The sequence below is a fragment of the Arthrobacter alpinus genome (genome assembly GCF_001294625.1).
In the GTDB taxonomy this organism is placed as follows: domain Bacteria; phylum Actinomycetota; class Actinomycetes; order Actinomycetales; family Micrococcaceae; genus Specibacter; species Specibacter alpinus_A.
On sequence record NZ_CP012677.1, the window covers coordinates 1,506,697 to 1,526,146 of the forward strand.

23 protein-coding genes are annotated in these 19,450 nt (G+C 62.7%); 15 read left to right on the forward strand and 8 right to left on the reverse strand.

The window, feature by feature from the left end; genetic code table 11:
• Nucleotides 1-101: 101 nt before the first annotated feature.
• The 8 genes from AOC05_RS06670 to AOC05_RS06705 all read left to right on the forward strand — a co-directional run bounded on the left by AOC05_RS06670 (nucleotide 102) and on the right by AOC05_RS06705 (nucleotide 8,001).
• On the forward strand, nucleotides 102-872 hold the full coding sequence (locus AOC05_RS06670) for a helix-turn-helix transcriptional regulator (protein WP_062006560.1): 771 nt from the start codon (nucleotides 102-104) through the stop codon (nucleotides 870-872).
• Nucleotides 872-2,347 carry a Fe-S cluster assembly protein SufB gene (gene sufB / locus AOC05_RS06675; RefSeq protein ID WP_062006561.1) on the forward strand — a complete coding sequence of 492 codons (1,476 nt, stop codon included), beginning with the start codon at nucleotides 872-874 and terminating at the stop codon, nucleotides 2,345-2,347. The genes AOC05_RS06670 and sufB overlap by 1 nt, the downstream gene beginning before the upstream one ends.
• Nucleotides 2,348-3,664, forward strand: coding sequence for a Fe-S cluster assembly protein SufD (gene sufD, locus AOC05_RS06680; protein ID WP_062006562.1), 1,317 nt, complete (start codon nucleotides 2,348-2,350; stop codon nucleotides 3,662-3,664). It abuts the gene before it with no gap.
• The gene (locus AOC05_RS06685) at nucleotides 3,664-4,020 is read left to right on the forward strand and encodes a non-heme iron oxygenase ferredoxin subunit (RefSeq protein WP_062006563.1); all 357 of its coding nucleotides are present in this window, start codon (nucleotides 3,664-3,666) and stop codon (nucleotides 4,018-4,020) included. The genes sufD and AOC05_RS06685 overlap by 1 nt, the downstream gene beginning before the upstream one ends.
• A gap of 38 nt (nucleotides 4,021-4,058) precedes the next feature.
• Nucleotides 4,059-4,826, forward strand: a complete 768-nt coding sequence (sufC, locus tag AOC05_RS06690; protein ID WP_062006564.1) for a Fe-S cluster assembly ATPase SufC — start codon at nucleotides 4,059-4,061, stop codon at nucleotides 4,824-4,826.
• Between the two features lie 40 nt (nucleotides 4,827-4,866).
• A complete protein-coding gene (locus AOC05_RS06695) occupies nucleotides 4,867-5,217 on the forward strand; it encodes a metal-sulfur cluster assembly factor (protein WP_062006565.1) in 351 nt (116 codons plus the stop codon).
• A 134-nt stretch (nucleotides 5,218-5,351) separates the two neighbouring features.
• Nucleotides 5,352-6,830 carry a class I adenylate-forming enzyme family protein gene (locus tag AOC05_RS06700; protein WP_062006566.1) on the forward strand — a complete coding sequence of 493 codons (1,479 nt, stop codon included), beginning with the start codon at nucleotides 5,352-5,354 and terminating at the stop codon, nucleotides 6,828-6,830.
• Nucleotides 6,811-8,001, forward strand: coding sequence for a thiolase family protein (locus tag AOC05_RS06705; RefSeq protein ID WP_062006567.1), 1,191 nt, complete (start codon nucleotides 6,811-6,813; stop codon nucleotides 7,999-8,001). Before AOC05_RS06700 ends, AOC05_RS06705 begins: the two co-directional genes overlap by 20 nt.
• A gap of 23 nt (nucleotides 8,002-8,024) precedes the next feature.
• Here the strand turns inward: AOC05_RS06705 and AOC05_RS06710 are convergent, their stop codons facing one another.
• The 3 genes from AOC05_RS06710 to AOC05_RS06720 are packed head-to-tail and all read right to left on the reverse strand — an operon-like array spanning nucleotide 8,025 to nucleotide 10,089.
• Nucleotides 8,025-8,675 (reverse strand): energy-coupling factor transporter transmembrane component T family protein, encoded by a 651-nt coding sequence (locus tag AOC05_RS06710; protein ID WP_062006568.1) that lies wholly within the window; start codon nucleotides 8,673-8,675, stop codon nucleotides 8,025-8,027.
• Nucleotides 8,675-9,370, reverse strand: coding sequence for an energy-coupling factor ABC transporter ATP-binding protein (locus AOC05_RS06715; RefSeq protein WP_062009464.1), 696 nt, complete (start codon nucleotides 9,368-9,370; stop codon nucleotides 8,675-8,677). The genes AOC05_RS06710 and AOC05_RS06715 overlap by 1 nt, the downstream gene beginning before the upstream one ends.
• 20 nt (nucleotides 9,371-9,390) lie before the next feature.
• Nucleotides 9,391-10,089, reverse strand: coding sequence for a biotin transporter BioY (locus AOC05_RS06720; RefSeq protein ID WP_082357811.1), 699 nt, complete (start codon nucleotides 10,087-10,089; stop codon nucleotides 9,391-9,393).
• Between the two features lie 141 nt (nucleotides 10,090-10,230).
• Between AOC05_RS06720 and AOC05_RS06725 the strand changes: the two genes are divergently transcribed.
• Nucleotides 10,231-11,829, forward strand: a complete 1,599-nt coding sequence (locus tag AOC05_RS06725) for an ABC-F family ATP-binding cassette domain-containing protein (RefSeq protein ID WP_062006569.1) — start codon at nucleotides 10,231-10,233, stop codon at nucleotides 11,827-11,829.
• Between the two features lie 80 nt (nucleotides 11,830-11,909).
• Here the strand turns inward: AOC05_RS06725 and AOC05_RS06730 are convergent, their stop codons facing one another.
• From AOC05_RS06730 to AOC05_RS06745, 4 genes are all read right to left on the reverse strand, one after another.
• Complete coding sequence (locus tag AOC05_RS06730) at nucleotides 11,910-12,401, reverse strand: YbaK/EbsC family protein (protein WP_197277906.1); 492 nt, start codon at nucleotides 12,399-12,401, stop codon at nucleotides 11,910-11,912.
• Between the two features lie 83 nt (nucleotides 12,402-12,484).
• Nucleotides 12,485-13,378: an SURF1 family protein gene (locus tag AOC05_RS06735; RefSeq protein ID WP_062006570.1), complete on the reverse strand. Its 894-nt coding sequence runs from the start codon at nucleotides 13,376-13,378 to the stop codon at nucleotides 12,485-12,487.
• A gap of 4 nt (nucleotides 13,379-13,382) precedes the next feature.
• Nucleotides 13,383-13,634, reverse strand: coding sequence for a hypothetical protein (locus AOC05_RS06740; protein ID WP_062006571.1), 252 nt, complete (start codon nucleotides 13,632-13,634; stop codon nucleotides 13,383-13,385).
• A gap of 3 nt (nucleotides 13,635-13,637) precedes the next feature.
• Nucleotides 13,638-14,129 (reverse strand): DUF3099 domain-containing protein, encoded by a 492-nt coding sequence (locus AOC05_RS06745; RefSeq protein WP_082357812.1) that lies wholly within the window; start codon nucleotides 14,127-14,129, stop codon nucleotides 13,638-13,640.
• A gap of 120 nt (nucleotides 14,130-14,249) precedes the next feature.
• Between AOC05_RS06745 and AOC05_RS06750 the strand changes: the two genes are divergently transcribed.
• Both AOC05_RS06750 and AOC05_RS06755 read left to right on the forward strand, forming a co-directional pair.
• Complete coding sequence (locus AOC05_RS06750) at nucleotides 14,250-14,984, forward strand: beta-ketoacyl-ACP reductase (RefSeq protein ID WP_082357813.1); 735 nt, start codon at nucleotides 14,250-14,252, stop codon at nucleotides 14,982-14,984.
• A gap of 151 nt (nucleotides 14,985-15,135) precedes the next feature.
• Nucleotides 15,136-15,876, forward strand: coding sequence for an SDR family oxidoreductase (locus tag AOC05_RS06755; RefSeq protein WP_062006573.1), 741 nt, complete (start codon nucleotides 15,136-15,138; stop codon nucleotides 15,874-15,876).
• A 65-nt stretch (nucleotides 15,877-15,941) separates the two neighbouring features.
• On the opposite strand, the gene serB is transcribed toward AOC05_RS06755, so the two are convergent.
• On the reverse strand, nucleotides 15,942-16,838 hold the full coding sequence (gene serB / locus AOC05_RS06760; protein WP_062006574.1) for a phosphoserine phosphatase SerB: 897 nt from the start codon (nucleotides 16,836-16,838) through the stop codon (nucleotides 15,942-15,944).
• Nucleotides 16,839-16,933: 95 nt separating this feature from the next.
• Between serB and AOC05_RS06765 the strand changes: the two genes are divergently transcribed.
• The 4 genes from AOC05_RS06765 (at nucleotide 16,934) to AOC05_RS06780 (ending at nucleotide 19,441) form a co-directional block, all read left to right on the forward strand.
• On the forward strand, nucleotides 16,934-17,719 hold the full coding sequence (locus AOC05_RS06765) for an ABC transporter ATP-binding protein (RefSeq protein ID WP_062006575.1): 786 nt from the start codon (nucleotides 16,934-16,936) through the stop codon (nucleotides 17,717-17,719).
• A 69-nt stretch (nucleotides 17,720-17,788) separates the two neighbouring features.
• The gene (locus AOC05_RS06770; RefSeq protein ID WP_062006576.1) at nucleotides 17,789-18,586 is read left to right on the forward strand and encodes a TrmH family RNA methyltransferase; all 798 of its coding nucleotides are present in this window, start codon (nucleotides 17,789-17,791) and stop codon (nucleotides 18,584-18,586) included.
• Between the two features lie 42 nt (nucleotides 18,587-18,628).
• Nucleotides 18,629-19,090 carry a peroxiredoxin gene (locus tag AOC05_RS06775; protein ID WP_062006577.1) on the forward strand — a complete coding sequence of 154 codons (462 nt, stop codon included), beginning with the start codon at nucleotides 18,629-18,631 and terminating at the stop codon, nucleotides 19,088-19,090.
• Between the two features lie 96 nt (nucleotides 19,091-19,186).
• Nucleotides 19,187-19,441 carry a type B 50S ribosomal protein L31 gene (locus tag AOC05_RS06780; protein WP_062006578.1) on the forward strand — a complete coding sequence of 85 codons (255 nt, stop codon included), beginning with the start codon at nucleotides 19,187-19,189 and terminating at the stop codon, nucleotides 19,439-19,441.
• Nucleotides 19,442-19,450 lie beyond the last annotated feature (9 nt).

Here is a 19,450-nt window from a genome sequence, read left to right on the forward strand (position 1 = left end):
GGTGCGTGCGTAGGCTCACCTTACTGGAAACTGCCAGCTAATTAGCACATACTTGTGTTGTTTATTGTTGTTGAATTAACCCAGGTAGCGGAGGTGTCAAAGTGAGCGAAGTCCAGCCAGTCCATCTCTCTGGCCCGGAACCTGACGAACGCACCCGTGACCGTGTCCTGACAACGGTTCTGGAACAGGGGCCCGTCAGCGCCGCGCAAATGGGTAAGTTGCTGGGCCTGACGCCTGCGGCGGTCCGCCGCCACTTGGACACGCTGTCCCGGCAGGGCGTCATCGAGGTCAAACTCATTAGCAATTCCAAAACCGGTGCGGGCCGCCCGGCACGCCGGTACGTGGTCTCCAAGCAGGGCCAAAGCGAAATTGGCGACGATTACCTGGAAATCGCCAGCTTAGCCTTGGCTGAGATTGCCGACGTCCATGGGCAGGAGGCTGTCATCAAGTTCGCTGAACGCCGCTTCGCCAAAATGGAGGCCAAGTACCAGCCTCTCGTTGACGCCGCGGGAAGCGATGTCGCTGCCCGCTCCAAGGCACTCGCCGCAGCCTTGAACGCCGACCGTTTTGTGGCAACCTCCAACTCCCTGAACCCGGGCACCACCATGGCGGCCGAACAGCTGTGCCAGGGGCACTGCCCCATTCAAGCGCTGGCCGCCACTTTCCCCGCATTCTGCGATGCCGAGACAGAAGTCTTTTCCAGGCTTCTGGGCGTCGACGTGCGCAGGCTCTCCACTTTGGCAAGTGGCGGGCACGTGTGCACCACCCATGTACCTACGGGGCGGGCGGTGGTTCGCAAACGCAGCAGCGTTTCCGTGAACCTGGCCTCCCCGTCGAAGAGAATTTCCAACCATCAGCAAGAAAGGCCGTGATGACGGATCAATTAGCGCAGGATGTACTCGCGCATGGTGACGTGGCAGATGCCACCAACCACGACATCCTCGAAAGGAACCCGGAGCTGGAGGGCTTAGGTAACTATGCTTTCGGTTGGTCGGATAAGAACGCTGCCAGTGAGAACGCCCGCCGCGGCCTGAGTGAAGAGGTCGTCCGCGACATTTCCGCCAAAAAGGGTGAGCCGCAGTGGATGCTTGACCTGCGTTTGAAGGGCCTGAAGTACTTTGACCGCAAGCCCATGCCCACCTGGGGTGCAGATCTCTCCGGCATTGACTTTGACAATATCAAGTACTTTGTCCGCTCCACCGAGAAGCAAGCTACTACGTGGGAAGAGTTGCCGGAGGACATCCGCAACACCTACGAGAAGCTGGGCATCCCCGAGGCAGAGCGCAACCGCCTAGTCGGCGGCGTCACCGCCCAGTACGAGTCCGAGGTTGTCTACCACCAGATCCGCGAGGACCTGGAGGAGCAGGGCGTCATCTTCACAGACACCGACACCGCCTTGCGTGAATACCCGGAAATCTTCCAGGAGTACTTCGGCACCATGATCCCGGTGGGCGATAACAAATTCGCGTCACTGAACACGGCTGTCTGGTCCGGCGGTTCGTTCGTCTACGTCCCTCCGGGCGTGCACGTGGAGATTCCGTTGCAGGCGTACTTCCGCATCAACACCGAGAACATGGGCCAGTTTGAGCGCACGCTCATCATCGCCGATGAAGGCAGCTACGTTCACTACATCGAAGGCTGCACGGCCCCGATCTACACTTCGGATTCCCTGCACTCTGCTGTTGTTGAGATCGTGGTGAAGAAGAACGCCCGCGTTCGCTACACCACCATCCAGAACTGGTCCAACAACGTATACAACCTGGTGACCAAGCGGGCCATCGCCCACGAAGGCGCCACCATGGAATGGGTCGACGGTAACATCGGCTCCAAGGTCACCATGAAGTACCCGGCCGTTTACCTTGTTGGCGAGCACGCTAAGGGCGAGACACTGTCGGTGGCGTTTGCCGGCGAGGGCCAGCACCAGGACACCGGCTCCAAGATGGTCCACATTGCGCCGAACACGCAGTCCTCCATCATCTCCAAGTCGGTAGCACGCGGTGGCGGACGGGCCGCCTACCGCGGCCTGGTCCAGATCCGCGAAGGCGCCACCCACTCGGCCAACACGGTACGTTGTGACGCACTGTTGGTGGACAACATCTCCCGCTCGGACACGTACCCTTACGTTGATGTTCGTGAAGACGATGTCTCCATGGGCCACGAGGCAACCGTGTCCAAGGTCAGTGAGGAGCAACTGTTCTACTTGCAGTCCCGCGGCATGCCCGAGGACGAGGCCATGGCCATGATTGTGCGCGGCTTCATCGAGCCGATCGCCAAGGAGCTTCCCATGGAATACGCGCTGGAACTAAACCGTTTGATTGAACTGCAGATGGAAGGGGCCGTCGGCTAAATGACCGAGCTCACGCAAGAACACGCAACAGACACAAAGGTTTGGTCCCAGGGCTTCATCAAGGGAATGACGGAGGAAGGCGAGAGCCTTTCCGAGATCAACCCCGAGTCGGGTCCGCTGGGCGGCAGTGCCGCCAAGGCGCACAGCCATGGTGGCGACAGCCACGGCGGCGGCGTCGGCGTCCCAGACAGCTCACGCGCCGGCCGTTTGACCTCCTACAAGCTCGCTGACTTCCCGGCCATCACAGGCCGTGAAGAGGACTGGCGCTTCACCCCGCTTAAACGCCTGCGCGGCCTTGACCGGGTTGGCATTAAGGGTCAGGAACTATCCGGGGCAGCACCGTCCGTGGAAATCTCCAAGCCCGACGCCGTGACGGTTGAGACCGTGGGCCGCGACGACGCTCGCATTGGCTCGGCTGGCATCCCCGAGGACCGTGTTGCCGCGGCCGCGTGGGAGAACTTCGCTACAGCCACTGTTGTCACCCTGCCCGAGGAATTCCTTGGCACCGACGACGACGTCACAACGTTGACGCTGACCGGCGCGGGGGATACCCCGGCAGCCGCGCACATCATTGTGCACGCCAAGAAGTTCGCCACCGGAGTTGTGGTCCTTGACCACCGCGGCAGCGCGGTGCTGAGCGAAAACGTTGAAGTGCTGGTTGAGGACGGTGCCAACTTGACCGTTGTCAGCATCCAGGACTGGGACCAGGACGCCGTGCACGCCAGCGCCCAGCACATTTCGGTGGGTCGTGACGCGAAAGTCAAGCACGTTGTCGTCAACCTTGGCGGAAACTTGCTGCGCACCACGCCGTCGGCCCGCTACACCGGAACCGGTGGTGAGGTCGAAATGTACGGCCTGTACTTTGCCGACGCCGGCCAGCACCTGGAGCAGCGCCTGTTCGTTGACCACTCCACGAAGAACTGCAAGTCCCGCGTCACGTACAAGGGCGCCTTGCAAGGTGACGGCGCACACGCTGTCTGGATTGGCGATGTGCTGATCCGCAAGCAGGCCGAGGGCACCGACACGTATGAGATGAACCGCAACTTGATCCTGACCCAGGGTGCGCGCGCCGACTCCGTGCCGAACCTTGAAATTGAGACGGGGATGATCGAAGGCGCCGGCCACGCAAGTGCCACCGGCCGTTTTGATGACGAGCAGCTGTTTTACCTGCAGGCTCGCGGCATTGAAGAAAGCATTGCCCGCCGTCTGGTGGTGCGCGGTTTCCTCAACGAGGTCATCCAGCACATCAAGGTTCCGGCCCTGGAAGAGCGCTTGCGCGACTCTGTGGAACGCGAACTGGCGGCAGGCTCACTGTAATGGCCGATTCCTCCACACCCGCCGGCGTCGTTGTCTGCCAGGACGAGGACGTGCAGGTCAAGTCCGCCTTGCTGGTTGAGGTTGACGACTTGCCCGTCGCAATTGTCAGGGATTCGCACGGGGTCCTGCACGCCATTGGCGACACCTGCTCCCATGCGGATATTTCGCTGAGCGAGGGCGACGTGGAGGAGGGCACCATCGAATGCTGGGCGCACGGCAGCTCGTTTGACCTATCAACAGGTGAACCGCTGACCTTGCCCGCGTTTGAACCGGTTCCCGTCTTTGCCTTGAGCGTTCACGGCACCGACGTCTACGTGGACGTCACCAACATTCTTAACGGCGTCAGCCCGCAGTAGCGGCACGCGCACACAAACTTTTTAGGAGAAAATAGAGTATGTCTACTCTGGAAATCAAGGACCTGCACGTGAGTATCGTCACCGATCAGGGTGTCAAGGCGATCCTCAAGGGCGTCACCTTGACCATCAACACCGGTGAAACCCACGCCATCATGGGCCCCAACGGTTCCGGCAAGTCCACGCTGGCAGCCACGATCGCCGGCCACCCGCGCTACACCGTGGACAGCGGCTCCATCACCCTCGACGGCGAAGACGTCCTGGCGATGAGCGTTGACCAGCGTGCCCGCGCCGGCTTGTTCCTGGCCATGCAGTACCCCGTGGAAATCCCGGGCGTCACCATGACCAACTTCTTGCGCACCGCCAAGACAGCCATCGACGGTGAAGCCCCCAAGCTGCGCACCTGGACCAAGGATGTCAAGGCCGCCATGGCGCAACTGCGCATCGAGCCGGAGTTCGCTGAGCGCAATGTCAACGAAGGCTTCTCCGGCGGCGAGAAGAAGCGCCACGAGATCCTCCAGCTGGAATTGCTCAACCCTAAGTTCGCCATCCTGGATGAGACTGACTCCGGTCTTGACGTGGACGCGTTGAAGGTCGTCTCCGAGGGTGTCAACCGCACCATCGAAGCCGGTGGCCTGGGCACCATGCTCATCACCCACTACACGCGCATCCTGCGCTACATCAAACCCGACTTCGTGCACGTGTTTGTCGATGGCGCCATCGCCGAACAAGGTGGCCCGGAATTGGCTGACCGCCTGGAGGCAGAAGGCTACGACCGCTTCCAGGTCGAGGAAACGGCCACGGCCTAGCCAACAGCCCTTTTCAATATCGAAAAGTGAAGAAGGAATCATGACTGACATCAGTGAAACAAGCGCCGCTGTGGCGGGTGCACAGACTGACCTCGAAGACGTTGAGGAAGCCCTCAAGGACGTCATCGACCCCGAGCTGGGTGTCAACATCGTCGACCTCGGGCTGCTGTACGGCATGCGCTACGGCGAAGACGGCGCTTTGCTCCTTGACATGACATTGACCACGGCGGCATGCCCGTTGCAGGATGTCATTGAGGAACAAGTTGAAAACTCCCTCAGTCCCATCGTGGACGAGTGGCGGATCAACTGGGTGTGGATGCCGCCGTGGGGTCCGGAAAAGATCACGGACGACGGCCGTGACCAGATGCGAGCCCTCGGCTTCAACATCTAAACGCGCCACCGTCTGCCAACGGCACCCTGAACGCCCGGTACGAAACCTGAAAGGGTTTCTTGTACCGGGCGTTTTTGTGCGGGGGTTTTGTAGGGGATGCCGGTTCCGGCACGGTGTCGTTTACGATGAAAGCCATGCCATTCATCAACCAGCTCCAGCACTGGGCCGCCGCCCGCCCGCACCGGCCCGCCGTCGTCGTCGGCACCGAATCACTGGACTTTGCGGCGCTCCGGGACGGTGCCGCCGGCATGGGGCATGGGGACCGCACCCTGACCATCATCGACCGGCACGCCAGCACGGCCCTGGCCGTGGAGTTCTGTGCCGCCGTGGCCGGAGGCGGGGTTGCCGCGGTGCTGGAGAGCACCTGGCCGGCAGCCTTGCGCGCGTCCATCGCCGCGCAGGCCTCGTCCTGGGCCATGACGCTGCCCACACCAGTACCTTCTGACATGGGCTTCTTCGACGGGCCACCGGATTCCACTTTCCTGCTGGGGCTCTCCTCCGGCACCAGCGGGCTACCCAAGGCGTTCACCCGCTCACGGGAATCCTGGCGCGCATCATTTGTGCACAGCGTGGACTACTTTGGCCTGGCTGAAGGCTGCATCACTCTGGCACCGGGTCCCATGGCGGCCAGCATGAACCTCTACGCGCTCGGTGAGGCCATCCACTCCGGCACCACCTTCGTGGCCCTGCCGTCCTTCAGCCCCGACGCCGCACTGGCCGCAATCATGCACCATGCCGTCACCCGGCTGGTGCTGGTCCCCTCGGTCCTGGGGTTGCTGGCCCGGCGTGGCCTGGAGAGCGGGCGGGGGCCCGGGTCGCTCACTTCCATCGTCTGTGCCGGTTCCGCCCTGCCGGATACCATCCTGGAGCAGGCCCGCCGCTGGGCGCCGAACGCCCGGATTGACTTCTACTACGGGGCCTCAGAGCTGGGCTTTGTTGCTGCCACCCGCGGCACGGAACCGGCGGACGCCGCGCCGCGGACGGATTCCACGACGGTTGAATCCTGGGGCGCTCCCGCTGCCGGCCGGGCGTTTCCTGGTGCCGAGCTTGCCGTCCTGGGCCCTACGGGCGCCCTGCTTGGCCTTGAGGAGATCGGCAGCGTCTATGTCAGAAGCCCCTATGTCAGCAACGGCTATGCCTGGGGCGATGACGGCCTGTCCTTTAGTGCGGCGACCAGCGGGAACCAGGATGCCGTCCAGCGGTCCGGGCAGTGGTTTACGGTCCATGACCAGGGTTACCTCCGCGGCGACGGCGTGCTCCACCTCGTGGGGCGCGCCCAGGACATGGTCATAACCAGCGGCAGCAATGTGTACCCCCAACAGGTCGAGCAGGCCTTGGAGGGACACCCGGCAGACGGCACAGTGGTAGTCACGGGCATCGCCGATCCCATCCGTGGACAGCGGCTGGTGGCCGGCCTGGTAGCAGGGACCCTGCCCATGGATGATTTTCTTCGCGCCTGCCGGGAACGAGCCGCGCGCCTGCCCGCACACCAACGGCCCACCCTGTACTTTGCGCTGTCCAGATCGCCCCTGAGCGCTGGCGGCAAACCCAGCAGGACCCTGCTGCGTGAGTGGATCACTGCGAAAGGCGCCCATGCGCAACGAATCTACTGACCCTGGACGTCTCGGTGCGGACAGGACCGCTGTTGTCATAGCCGCCATGCGGCTGCCCACGGCCAAAGCCGGAGGCGCCTACAAGGGTATCCGTGCCCACGAGCTGGCCGCCCCTCTCCTGCAGGCGGTGCTGGCCGACGTCGGACTTTCCGCGCACCAGGTCCAGGACGTCATCTTGGGCAATGCCACAGGAGGAGGCGGCAACGTCGCAAGGTTGGCTGCACTGACGGCCGGATTCCCGGCGCACGTGCCGGGCCTGACCGTTGACAGGCAGTGCGGCTCGGGCCTGGAGGCCATTGTGCTGGCGTGCCGTCTCATCCAGGCCGGCGCAGGACACACATATCTTGCCGGGGGCGTGGAGAGCATCAGCACGGCGCCGGCACGCGCTCACCGGCACGCCGACGGCTCGCTGGAGTTCTATGACAGGGCACAGTTTGCACCGCTGGCTGAGGGGGACCCTGACGCCGGTGTGGCCGCCGAGAACGTCGCCTCCCGGTACGCCATCAGCCGGGAGCGCCAGGATGCTTACGCTCTGGACAGCCACCACCGGGCAGGGCTGGCTGCTAGGTCAGGCAGATTTACCCGCGAACTTGTCCCGCTGGCGGGGCTTGTCGAAGATGCAGGCCTGCACAGGAAGCTCACCGGCTCGTTGCTGGCCCGGTTCCCGGCAGCCTTCGTTGCCGGCGGGACTGTGACAGCCGGGAATTCGTGTCAGAACAGCGACGGGGCAGGCGCCGTGGTAGTCACCACGTTGGCGAGGGCCCGCGATCTAGCCGGGGATGGGCTGATTTTCCGCGACAGCGCCACGGCCGGCAACGACCCCACACTGATGGGGGTGGGTGCCGCCTACTCCACACGCACGTTGTGGCAGCGCACGTTGTGGCAGCGCACCGGGCCCGGCAGCGACGTCGGGTTGGTGGAGTTTAACGAGGCCTTCGCCGCGCAGGTCCTGGCGGTCGCGGACCTGCTCGAGCTTGACCCCGCCGAGTTCAACCGCGACGGCGGCGCCCTAGCCCTGGGGCACCCCTACGGAGCGTCCGGGGCTATCTCGGTGGTCCGGCTGCTGGCCCAGGCACGTGTGCGGGCGGAACCGGATCTGCCCGCGCTGGCCATGATCAGCGTGGCCGGTGGAATGGGGATCTCCGCCGGCTTCAGCTGGGAAAATCTCTGATTGTCTTCGGAGGAGGCGTGGGGCTAGTTTTCGTCCAGTTCGGAATCGCCAAGTCCCCTCGCCGCCAACGCTTCGCCGGTGGCGCGCGCATATCCCACAGTGGCGATCATCACAGGGAGGGTGCGGGCCAGAAGGTTGCGTTCCAAGCCGCGGGCGCGGGCGGCGTCACGGACGTCGCTAAAGGCGCCGATAACAAAGGGAATGCTGCGCAGCATCAGTGCCACCGTCAGCGAAAACCGTTCAGGGTCTGCGCCAAACCGCTCCAGCGGGGCCACCATGGCGGCCAGTCCGTCCAGGAGTTCGTCAACGGGTGTGGTGGCCGTGAGGATATTGGAGGCGAGGACGGTGGCAACAATGGCGGCCACCACTTGCCACGCCACCAGCGCCCCGAAACTCCACCACTGGTAGGCGCCGATGAGCACCAGGAAAATTGACATTAGCCGGATGGCCCGCCACAGCCGGCCCCACCCCAGACCCGCCACCGTGTGCGAGATAATCACCAACAGCAGGACCGCCGTGTTGACCCACGCGGCGACACTAGCAGAAAGGATAGGGGAGGCCAGGGCCAGAACGGCCACCAAAAGCAGCAGCACCGCCTTGCGCCACAGGGGCATTTTGTGAAAGGGGGAGGAGCCTGACACATAGCCGGCCACCAGGTGCGCATGCCCGCGCATCAGCCCACCAGTGCCCGGTACCTGGCCACAGCTTCGGCGGGCTCGCCGTCGTAGGCAACGCCGCCGTCGTCAATCACCAGGACACGTTCAAAAGTGGTAGCAAGGGAGAGGTCATGGGTGGACATGATGATTTGCTGGGGCAACACGGACAGGCGCTCGCGAAGCCGCCTGGTGTTGCGTAAATCCAGCAGCGTCGAGGGCTCGTCCAGCACCAGTATTGAAGGGTCAACGGCCAGCACGGTGGCCAGGGCCACCAGTTGGCGTTCCCCTCCCGAAAGCTCGTACACACTGTTCTCTCCAAGATGCCCCAGCCCATAGCTGGCCAAAATGGCTCCCGCCCTGGACCGCCGCTGGTTCTTGGGCAGCTTGAGCCGACGCAGGGAGAGCTCCACATCCTCCATGGGGGTGGGCATGACCAGCTGAGAGAGGGGATCGGTGAAGACAAATCCGACGCTTCGACGTACGGCCGCGCCTCCGGTTACGGTGTCATGGCCGTTCACCATGACAGTGCCGGAGGAGGGCAGGACCAGGCCATTTAGTAGTCGCAGGAAGGTGGACTTCCCTGAACCGTTAGCACCGATCACGGCGATGCGCTGCTCGGAAAGGGTCAGTGTCAAGGGGCGCAAAATGACTTTACCGGGGCCAGTGGGCCCATCAGCGGGCACAATGCTAACGCCGGCCGATTCCAAAACTATGGAGTTTTTTGTGTCGGTGGTCAACGGCGGCGGCGCAGCAAAAGATCGGGGAAGGCGCGGTGCAGGCTCAAGGCGATCGCCACGGCGATCAGGCACTTAAGGATGTCCCCAGGCAGGAAGATCGCGTCGGCTGTGATGGCCGTCCCCAGACCCATGCCCTTGAAAACCAGCCCTGCAATGCCAAAGACGTGAATGACCACCATGCCAGCCAGCGCCGCCCCGAAGAGGGCCACGGCCTTGACGCGGCGCAGCAAGGCCCAGCGTGCCAGCAGGCCCACTACGGCAACACCAAAGATGAAGCCCACAATGTATCCGGCCGACGGACTGGCAAGAACGGCCGGTCCGGCACGGAAGCCGCTGAAGATCGGCAAGCCCACAAGGCCCAGCAAAATGTACAGGCCCACGGCCGCCGTGCCCCGGCCCAAGCCCAGCACCAGGCCACACAGGGTGACCACCAGGGTTTGCAAGGTGATGGCTACACCCAGCGGGCCCACGTTCACCCCGGGAACGGCGATGGAGGCGGCCAGAAGTGCGGCAAAGACGGCAATTAGTGACAGGTCGCCGGCGCTCCACCGCTGGCGGCGCCGTCCTTTACCCGTGCCGGGGGCGCTACCCGCGGATTTGGCCGGGCCCGGCGTCGTGTCCTGTGCCGTGTCCGTTTCCGTTTGCGGGCCGGAAGGCTGATGTGCGGGGCGTGCGGAGGGTGATGTTGGATTCATTCTGGCTACTTTCAAGTGCAAGCGATTTTTGTTGTGCGCGAACCTCGTTAGACTGAATAGGTTGTTCAACGTCCATAGCGCCCTTTTTTAGGGCTGCGAACGTTTCGCGGCACTTACCCACTTATGTGAAAGGTTACTACGTTGATTACGGTCCAAGACCTTGAGTTACGCGCCGGGGCGCGATTGCTCATGGACGAAGTGTCATTTCGGATCGACAAGGGTGACAAGATCGGCCTGGTGGGACGTAACGGTGCCGGCAAGACGACGCTGACCCGCGTCCTGGCTGGCGAGGGCCTGCCCGCCGGTGGCAAGGTCACCAGCAGCGGCGAGATCGGCTACCTGCCCCAGGACCCCCGCACCCCGGACATGGAGCAGCTGGCCCGCGACAGAATCCTGGCTGCCCGCGACCTGGACAAGGTCATCACTAAGTTGCGTGCCGCCGAGGAAGACATGGCAAGCGAGGACAACGCCGTTCGTGACAAGGCCATGCGCCGCTACGACCGCCTGGAAAACGAATTCCTTGCCGGCGGTGGCTACGCAGCAGAGGCCGAGGCCGCCGCGATCTCCTCCAACCTGGCCCTGCCCGAGCGCATCCTGAACCAGCCGTTGAAGACCCTTTCCGGTGGCCAGCGCCGCCGTGTGGAACTGGCCCGGATCTTGTTTTCCGGCGCCCAGACCATGCTCCTGGATGAGCCCACCAACCACTTGGATGCCGATTCCATCGCCTGGTTGCGTGAATTCCTCAAGAACCACCAGGGCGGGTTGATCGTGATCAGCCACGACACCGAACTGCTTGAAGCCACGGTGAACAAGGTGTTCCACCTTGACGCCAACCGGGCCACCATTGACCAGTACAACCTGGGGTGGAAGAAGTACCTGGCCCAGCGTGAAACTGATGAGCGAGCCCGACGTCGGGAACGCGCCAACGCTGAGAAGAAGGCTGGCGTCCTGATGGACCAGGCCAATAAGATGCGCGCCAAGGCCACCAAGGCCGTGGCCGCGCAGAACATGGCAAAGCGGGCCGAGCGCCTGTTGGCCGGGCTTGAGGACGTCCGTGCGCAGGACAAGGTGGCCGCCTTGCGCTTCCCGGACCCCTCACCCTGTGGCAAAACGCCGCTGATGGCCGAGGGCTTGAGCAAGTCCTATGGCTCGCTGGAGATCTTCACCGACGTCAGCCTGGCGATCGACCGCGGCTCCAAGGTGGTCATCCTGGGCCTCAACGGTGCCGGAAAAACAACCTTGCTGCGTATGTTGGCCGGAGTGGCCAAGCCGGACACAGGTGAGATCATCCACGGCCACGGCCTGAAGGTGGGCTACTACGCCCAGGAGCACGACACCTTGGACGTTACCCGTACGGTCCTGGAGAACATGCGTGCCTCCGCGGGGAACATGAACGACGCCGAGGTGCGCGGAATCCTCGGTTCCTTCCTGTTCTCAGGCGACGATGTCAACAAGCCTGCCGGAGTCCTCTCCGGTGGTGAGAAGACCCGCCTAGCGCTGGCCACGATTGTTGCCTCATCAGCAAACGTGCTGCTGCTCGATGAGCCCACCAACAACCTTGACCCTGCCAGCCGCGCCGAGATTCTGGGGGCCCTGAAGAACTACAGCGGCGCCGTTGTATTGGTCAGCCACGACGAGGGTGCCGTGGAAGCCCTGGATCCCGAGCGCGTGGTCCTGCTGCCCGACGGCGATGAGGATCTCTGGAATCCTGACTACCTGGACCTGATCACCCTGGCCTAGGTCCTGGCAAGGACTTGTCCCGGCACTCTTTAGCGAACGGCACTCTTTAGCGAACGGCACCCTTAAGCGCACGGCAGGCTTTAGCGCACGGCAGTAGGAACTGCGCCGGTGGCCACCAAGAGCTCCTCGTAGGTCAGGGAGAGCATCGCCTGGTGGCTACCCGCGCCGGCCCACAGCAACGGATACTGCGCCAGCTCGGTATCCAAAAACGTTTTGATGTGCGCAGTGTGCCCCAAAGGAGCAACCCCGCCGACGGGCTGACCGGCGTATTCCAGCACGAAGTCCGGCATGGCTCGGCTGATCTTGGGCAGGCCATGCTCCTTGGCGAGCAGCTTCACATTAACCTTGGCGGCACCGCTGGCGAGAATCAGCAAGGGCTCACCGCCGCATTCAAAGATCAAGCTGTTAGCGATGGCACCCACCTCGCAGCCCAGCACGGCCGCGGCCGTGGCTGCCGTGGCGGCCGAGCCGTCAACGACAATGACGGTGTCAGGCAGCCCAGCCGCCAAAAGAGCACGCCGCACATTTTCTACAACAGGGTCGATAGTGTCTTTGTTTGGTTCAGTGCTCACAGGGCCAAGTCTATGACGAAACTCACGCCGCTAGAGGTGCTGCAGCGGACGCCAGCCAGGTCTGCGGATCAACCTGACCGGCGCTAGAATCCTTGTGAGTCAAGGAGTGCGTCTTCTTCCTCTTCGGCGGTGGGCTTGGTCCCCGCCTTGCGGACCTTTTTCATCTGGCGTGGTTGGAAGGCCGAACCGCGTCCGTAGACCTCCTCGACGGGAACCCCTGATTCGGCGGCCTCCATGGCGTCATAATCGTCATTGCGGCGCTGCATGCGTGCAGCATACCCAAAGCCCACAAACGCCAGCACCCCAAAACAGATCCACTGCATGGCGTAGCTGAGGTGCGAACCTTCATCGATCGAGGGCGCCGGGAAGGAGACGGGGATGCTCGCTGCCGCGGGCGACTCGCTGGCCAACTGGGCGTAGGCGCCGGTCTTGATGGCGTAGGGAAGTTGTGCCGCGTAGTCGTTGAGCTCTATGGAGGCGAGCTGGCCGTCGGGGGCGCCCCTGTCAAGTTTGGGCTCCGGCGGTTTCAGCCTGCCCACCACTGTGACAATCCCTGCTTCGGGTTGCGGCACCACGTCGGGGTGCCCGGGAACTTTGTAGCCGATGGGAAGCCAGCCGCGGTCGACGATGACAGTGTCGCCATTCTCCAGCTTCAGGGGTACCAGAACCTCATAGCCTGGGGTTCCGTTCAAGGGGCGGTTGCGCACCACCCGCTCATCAGCACTCACGTAGCTGCCCTTGAGCGTGACCTGCGTCCATTCCTTGGTGGGGTCAAGGTGGTCAAAATTCGCTGATACGGTGTCATAGTCAACAGGCGTCCCTGAATAGTTTGCGGTGATCTTGGCAATGTTAGCCACCACGTCGTTGCGCCGACTCATCTGCCAGTTGCCCAAAGCCACGCAAGCAATGGCAAATACCAGAGCCATGGCGAAGTAGCCAGCCCATTTGCCGGAAAACAGGAACTTGTAGGTCTTCATGAATTTAAGCGGATTCCTCGGGTGTCAACGGCAATGTTTCCTTCCACAAGGAACGGCTTTGCAAATAGTCTTCCAGCCAAGCTGCGTGCTCGTCGCAGGCCAACCAGATTTTGCGGCGTTCGGGTGTGTGGATTCTGGGATTGTTCCACAACAGCTGAGTTGTGGCTTCGTCGCGGCAGCCCTTGCGAGAGCACATGACCTCAGCGGCGGTCCGCTCCGGCGGTTGCCCAGGATCAAGCATGTCGAAGATATTCACGTCTTAGGGCTCCTCACCCTTGGTCTGTTCCTGTTTGTCCACCGGATCCCCGGTGTCGGCGGTTTCACTGGTTGATCGCTCCGCCGGGTCAACCACGAATTCACCCGTGAGGATCACGGAAGAGACGTCATCGCCGTCGGAGGCGTTGGTGGAATCGTCGGGAAGCTCATAGAGGGGCGCCGCATCGAGCAGGGCGATGGTGGTGATGTGATTGGTGTCGGCGCCACCGTTGGCGATGATGACGGCCACCCAGGGGAGAAGCACTGCACCCACAATGGGAATGAGTTTAAACCAACCGTCAAAGACAAAGATCAGTGCGATACAGACCATTCTGATGCCCATGGTGGTGGCATACCTGACCATGCGTGAATGCATTTCGGCGCTGTGCGCCTCGACAGCGTTGGTAACGGATTGGACCGCGGGTATGGCGGCAACGTGGCGGTAGGACTTCCGCCGATGCGCGCCGGTTGGTGGCGTAGCTATATGGTCTGTCATCACCCTCCAAGGGACGGTTTCATTCTCTCACTTCGGCTAGGGACAACCAAAAGCGCAAGTATGTACGGGCACGCCATACACCGTAGGATTCATTGCGAGTACCAACATATGGAGGATTACATGAGTGCACCCTTAAGCGAACCGGTCCAGGGCCGCAGCGTCCTGGTCACGGGAGGCAACCGCGGTATTGGCTTGGCCATTGCCAAGGCGTTCTTATCCAACGGCGACAAGGTTGCGGTCACGTTCCGCAGCCCTTCCGAACTACCCGCTGGCATCCTTGGGGTTCAGGCCGACGTCACCGATGCCGCCTCGATCGACGCCGCCTTCACCGAGATTGAAGCCGCCCACGGACCCGTGGAGGTCCTGGTAGCCAATGCAGGCATCACCAAGGACACCTTGCTGTTGCGCATGAGCGAGGACGACTTCACATCCGTCATTGACACGAACCTCACCGGCGCATTCCGGGTGATCAAGCGCGCCTCCAAGGGCATGATCCGCTTGCGCAAGGGGCGGGTGGTGTTGATCTCCTCCGTAGTGGGACTGTACGGTTCCGCCGGACAGGTCAACTATGCGGCGTCCAAGGCAGGTTTGGTGGGCATTGCCCGCTCCGTGACGCGAGAACTCGGATCACGCGGCATCACAGCCAATGTGGTGGCCCCCGGCTTCATTAGCACCGACATGACAGCGACCCTGCCCGAGGCAACCCAAAAGCAGTACCTCGACAGCATCCCCGCTCGCCGCTTTGCTACCGCCGAGGAGGTCGCCAACGTGGTTCGCTGGGTGGCCAGTGATGAAGCCGGCTACATTTCCGGAGCAGTGATACCCGTCGACGGCGGACTCGGGATGGGGCACTAGGGCCTTTCCTCTCGCTGTGAGGCACTGCCCTTACAGCCAGTAGTGGCGGGCGTGAACAACAAGCCCGGATACACTGCGAAGAAGAAAAAAAGACGATTGGTTGGCAGCGCCAGCGCGCCAACCCCACAACACAGTTATGTAAGGACCATTTATGGGAAAGCTTGACGGAAAGACAGCGATTGTCACGGGATCATCCCGGGGAGTCGGCGCCGACGTGGCCAAGTTCGTGGCCGCCGAAGGTGCCGCCGTAGTGGTCAACTACCGCCAGAAGGCGCCGCGCGCCAACAAGGTGGTGGCCCAGATCACCGAAGCGGGCGGCCGCGCTGTGGCCGTTGGGGCTGACCTGACCACCAAGGAAGGCGTCCACGCACTGGTCAGTGCCGCTATGGAGAACTTCGGTTCCCTTGACCTGCTGGTGCTCAACGCCTCAGGCGGCATGGAAAGCGGCATGGCGCAGGATTACGCCCTGCAGCTGAACCGCGACGCCCAGATCAACCTGCTCAACGCCGCCATGCCGCTTATGAAGCCAGGATCGCGCGTGGTGTTCGTCACCAGCCACCAGGCCCACTTCATTGAAACCGTTCCCACTATGGACGAGTACGTTCCGGTGGCCAAGAGCAAGCGTGCAGGTGAGGACGCCTTGCGCGCCTTGATCCCCAACCTTGCCGACGAGGACATCTCCCTTGTGGTGGTTTCCGGGGACATGATCGAGGGCACCGTCACGGCAACCCTGCTGGACCGTGCTAACCCGGGGGCCATTGAGGCCCGCCGCGCCGAGGCGGGCCGCTTGTATACCGTGGCCGAGTTCGCCGCGGAGATCGCCAAGATGGCGACGGCAGAAGTTGAGAGCGGCCACACCGAATACGTTGGCGGAGCCGACTACTTCAAATAGCTGGGATCTCGACAGGTTCGAACCCCCGGGGGTTCGAACCCCCGGGGGTTCGAACCTGTCGAGACCTAGATGCCAGCCAAGGCCAGAGCTACATCCAGGTTGGGCAGGTTGATTTGGGCGTCGGCTGCCGCCCGCACAGCAGGCTTGGCGTTGAACGCCACACCCAGTGCCGCAGCGGCCATCATGTCAAGGTCGTTGGCGCCGTCGCCGATGGCCATGGTGGCGCCGACGTCGATGCCCGCCTCCGCACTCCAAGTGCGCAGCACCCGGGCCTTCGTCGCACGGTCCACCACGTCGCCGCAGACCTTGCCGGTCAGGTGTCCGTCCACAATTTCCAAGTCGTTCGCCAGGGCAAAGTCAAGGCCCAAGCGGGCGGCCAGCGGGGCGAGGATCTGGGAGAACCCCCCGGACACTGCTGCCACTGTGTGCCCGGAGGCCTTGGCCCGGGCGACCAGCCTTTCAGCGCCCACCGAGAGCCGAATACTGGCCTCTACCTCCGCCAGTACGGATTCTGGCAGCCCGGCAAGCGTGGATACGCGGTGGTGCAGGCTTTGGGCGAAGTCCATTTCACCGCGCATGGCGGCCTCCGTCACCTCCGCAACTTCGGCTTCTTTTCCGGCGTGCGCGGCCAAAAGTTCAATGACCTCCTGCTGGATCAAGGTTGAATCCACGTCCATGATGATGAACTTGCGGGCCGCGTGGTGCAGGGAGTCCGGCACGACGGCGATATCAAGGTTCTCAAGCACGGCGTCGGCCAGGGCAGTACGCAGCCGGGAGACGGCGTCGTGCTCGTCATCACCGGCCATCTCAAGGCTGAAGGTGACGGCGTCGAAGCCCGGATGTTGCGCGCTGGATTCAGCAAGGACGGTGGCCCCGTTCGCGGTGAACAGTGCGCGAATCACTGCCAGGGATTCTTGGGGGAGCGTTTGGCCATAGCTGACGGCGGTACATGAGGAGGGCATGGATCGATTCTAGCGAAACCGGGCGACAAAAAATCCCCGCTGGCTGACGGTGCACAGTTCGCGGCACCGGCCCGCGTGCCCTAGGCTCAATGGTTATGAGTGAAGTTCTGGGTTTGGCCGGTGTCAGCGTGGTCCGCGGCACCAAAACACTGTTGGACAACGTCGACTGGCGCGTCGCCGAGGGGGAGCGTTGGGTCATTCTTGGCCCCAACGGTGCCGGGAAGAGCACCTTGTTGCAGATCGCCGGGGCACGCATGCACCCTACGCGTGGGGTTGCAGGCATCCTAGACGAGGTGCTGGGTGCTGTTGACGTCTTTGAATTGCGTCCCCGCATTGGGCTGGCATCGGCCAGCCTGGCCAGCCAGATCCCGCAGCATGAGAAAGTGCTCAACGTGGTGGTGACTGCCTCCTACGGCGTGACCGGGCGCTGGCGTGAAGCCTACGACCGCGACGACGAACGCCGGGCCTTCCGCCTCTTGGAGGACTGGGGCATGTCAACTTTCCTGAACCGCCCGTTTGCGTCCCTGAGCGAAGGGGAGCGCAAACGTGTCCAGATTGCCCGCGCGCTGATGAGTGATCCCGAGTTGCTTCTCCTTGATGAGCCCGGTTCAGGGCTTGACCTGGCCGGGCGTGAGGACCTGGTACGGCGCCTGAGCGAACTGGCGGCCGACCCCCTGGCGCCGAGCACGGTGCTTGTCACCCACCACCTTGAAGAGGTTCCCCCCGGCTTCACCCACGCCCTACTGTTGCGCGAGGGTGCCGTGGTGGCGCAGGGCCCCATCAACGAGGTCCTGACGCAGGAACATCTCAGCGCAACTTTTGGCCTGCCGTTGCAGGTCACCAACATCAAGGGCCGTTTCGCCGCCACCGCCCTCCACTAGGCAGGTGGACCGTACCGTCCTTCCCGGCCTTGTGGAACATTTTTCCATGATTGAGAAACTGGTTTCCGCATGATCATTCACCTCACCGATCCCACCGATCCGCGCGTCAGGGACTACACATCGCTGACAGATGTCCAGTTGCGCAAGGTCAGGGAGCCTGCCGAGGGCATCTACATCGCCGAAAGTTCGCGCGTCATGCGCCGCGCCCTCGGGGCAGGGCACAAGCCGCGTTCCTTCTTCATGGCGGAAAGATGGCTTCCGGACTATTCCGACATTTTTGCCGCACACCCCGACGTTCCCGTGTTCGTGGGGCCGGCACAGGTGTTGGAGGATGTCACCGGCTTCCACCTGCACCGTGGTGCCTTGGCCGCCATGCAGAGGCCGGAGCCGCTCGATATCGCCACCATGCTCGCAGGCTCCCGGCGGGTGGCGGTCCTTGAGGACATCGTGGACCACACCAATGTTGGCGCCATCTTCCGGTCCGCGGCGGCCCTGGGCGTTGACGCCGTCCTGGTGAGCCCGCGCTGCGGCGACCCCTTGTACCGCCGCAGCATCCGGGTGAGTATGGGTACGGTGTTCCAGGTTCCGTGGGCCAGATTGCCCGAATGGCCCGAGGGCATGGCCCTGCTGGAGGAGGCCGGATTTACGACGGCGGCTCTTGCCTTTGAGCCCGACTCGCTCACCATCACTGAACTTGCCGCCCGCAAAGATGAGAAACTGGCGTTGATTCTGGGCACGGAAGGCGAGGGCCTGGCCGAGGCCACCCTGGCCCGGGCCGACTTCTCCGTCATGATCCCCATGTTCGCGGGGGTGGACTCACTAAATGTGGCGGCCGCCAGTGCCGTGGCATTCTTTGCCACCAAATAGAGAGACCAGCGCCCTTGCGGCACGGTGGAGTAGGCTGAAACCATGAAAATTGGTGACGTTGTTGCGGACTTTGAACTGCTGGACCAACACGGCGAAGAGCGCAAACTCTCCGCGTTGGCGGCCGACGGGCCGCTCGTCATCTTCTTCTACCCGATGGCAAGCAGTGGCGGTTGCACCAAGGAAGCCTGCCATTTCCGGGATCTGCAAAAGGAGTTCTCCGCCGTGGGGGCCTCACTGGTGGGGATCAGCACCGACTCACCGGAAAAGCAACTGGCTTTCGCCAAGGAAAACCATTTCAGCTACCCGCTGCTGAGCGACCGGCAAGGCCAGGTGGCAGATCTCTTTGGGGTCCGGCGTCGCCTGCTGGCCAAGACGCTGCCCACCAAGCGGGCCACTTTCATTGTGGATCCGGGCCTTTCCGTGCGTTTCCAGGTTTCTAGCGAAACTAACATGGACGTGCACGCCAATGAGGCTCTGGCCGCCTTACAAAACCCGGCTTGGTGAAAACGGCTGACAACCGGTAATATTCATAGCTGGCCCTAGAGGCCATAACATTCATCAGTCTGGCAAAAACCAGACGATCACATTTTGAGGTAAATAGTGAAGCAGAACACGCACCCTAAGTACGAAGCAATCGTCTTCAACGACCTGGCTTCGGACACCAAGTTCCTGACGCGTTCCACCGCAACGTCAAAGAAGACCATCGAGTGGGAAGATGGCAACACCTACCCCGTCATCGACGTTGAAATCTCCTCCGAGTCGCACCCGTTCTACACGGGCAAGCAACGCATCATGGACAGCGCCGGACGCGTGGAGCGCTTCAACGCTCGCTTCCAGGGCTTCGGCAAGAAGTAACACTTCTTC

Coding starts and splice junctions, on each gene's coding strand:
- AOC05_RS06710 (WP_062006568.1), bottom strand. CDS start 8,675: ATGCGCGGGCATGCGCACCTGGTGGCCGGCTATGTGTCAGGCTCCTCC.
- AOC05_RS06750 (WP_082357813.1), top strand. CDS start 14,250: ATGAGTGCACCCTTAAGCGAACCGGTCCAGGGCCGCAGCGTCCTGGTC.
- serB (WP_062006574.1), bottom strand. CDS start 16,838: ATGCCCTCCTCATGTACCGCCGTCAGCTATGGCCAAACGCTCCCCCAA.
- AOC05_RS06705 (WP_062006567.1), top strand. CDS start 6,811: ATGCGCAACGAATCTACTGACCCTGGACGTCTCGGTGCGGACAGGACC.
- sufC (WP_062006564.1), top strand. CDS start 4,059: ATGTCTACTCTGGAAATCAAGGACCTGCACGTGAGTATCGTCACCGAT.
- AOC05_RS06765 (WP_062006575.1), top strand. CDS start 16,934: ATGAGTGAAGTTCTGGGTTTGGCCGGTGTCAGCGTGGTCCGCGGCACC.
- AOC05_RS06770 (WP_062006576.1), top strand. CDS start 17,789: ATGATCATTCACCTCACCGATCCCACCGATCCGCGCGTCAGGGACTAC.
- sufD (WP_062006562.1), top strand. CDS start 2,348: ATGACCGAGCTCACGCAAGAACACGCAACAGACACAAAGGTTTGGTCC.
- AOC05_RS06720 (WP_082357811.1), bottom strand. CDS start 10,089: ATGAATCCAACATCACCCTCCGCACGCCCCGCACATCAGCCTTCCGGC.
- AOC05_RS06685 (WP_062006563.1), top strand. CDS start 3,664: ATGGCCGATTCCTCCACACCCGCCGGCGTCGTTGTCTGCCAGGACGAG.
- AOC05_RS06700 (WP_062006566.1), top strand. CDS start 5,352: ATGCCATTCATCAACCAGCTCCAGCACTGGGCCGCCGCCCGCCCGCAC.
- AOC05_RS06745 (WP_082357812.1), bottom strand. CDS start 14,129: ATGACAGACCATATAGCTACGCCACCAACCGGCGCGCATCGGCGGAAG.
- sufB (WP_062006561.1), top strand. CDS start 872: ATGACGGATCAATTAGCGCAGGATGTACTCGCGCATGGTGACGTGGCA.
- AOC05_RS06735 (WP_062006570.1), bottom strand. CDS start 13,378: ATGAAGACCTACAAGTTCCTGTTTTCCGGCAAATGGGCTGGCTACTTC.
- AOC05_RS06755 (WP_062006573.1), top strand. CDS start 15,136: ATGGGAAAGCTTGACGGAAAGACAGCGATTGTCACGGGATCATCCCGG.
- AOC05_RS06695 (WP_062006565.1), top strand. CDS start 4,867: ATGACTGACATCAGTGAAACAAGCGCCGCTGTGGCGGGTGCACAGACT.
- AOC05_RS06775 (WP_062006577.1), top strand. CDS start 18,629: ATGAAAATTGGTGACGTTGTTGCGGACTTTGAACTGCTGGACCAACAC.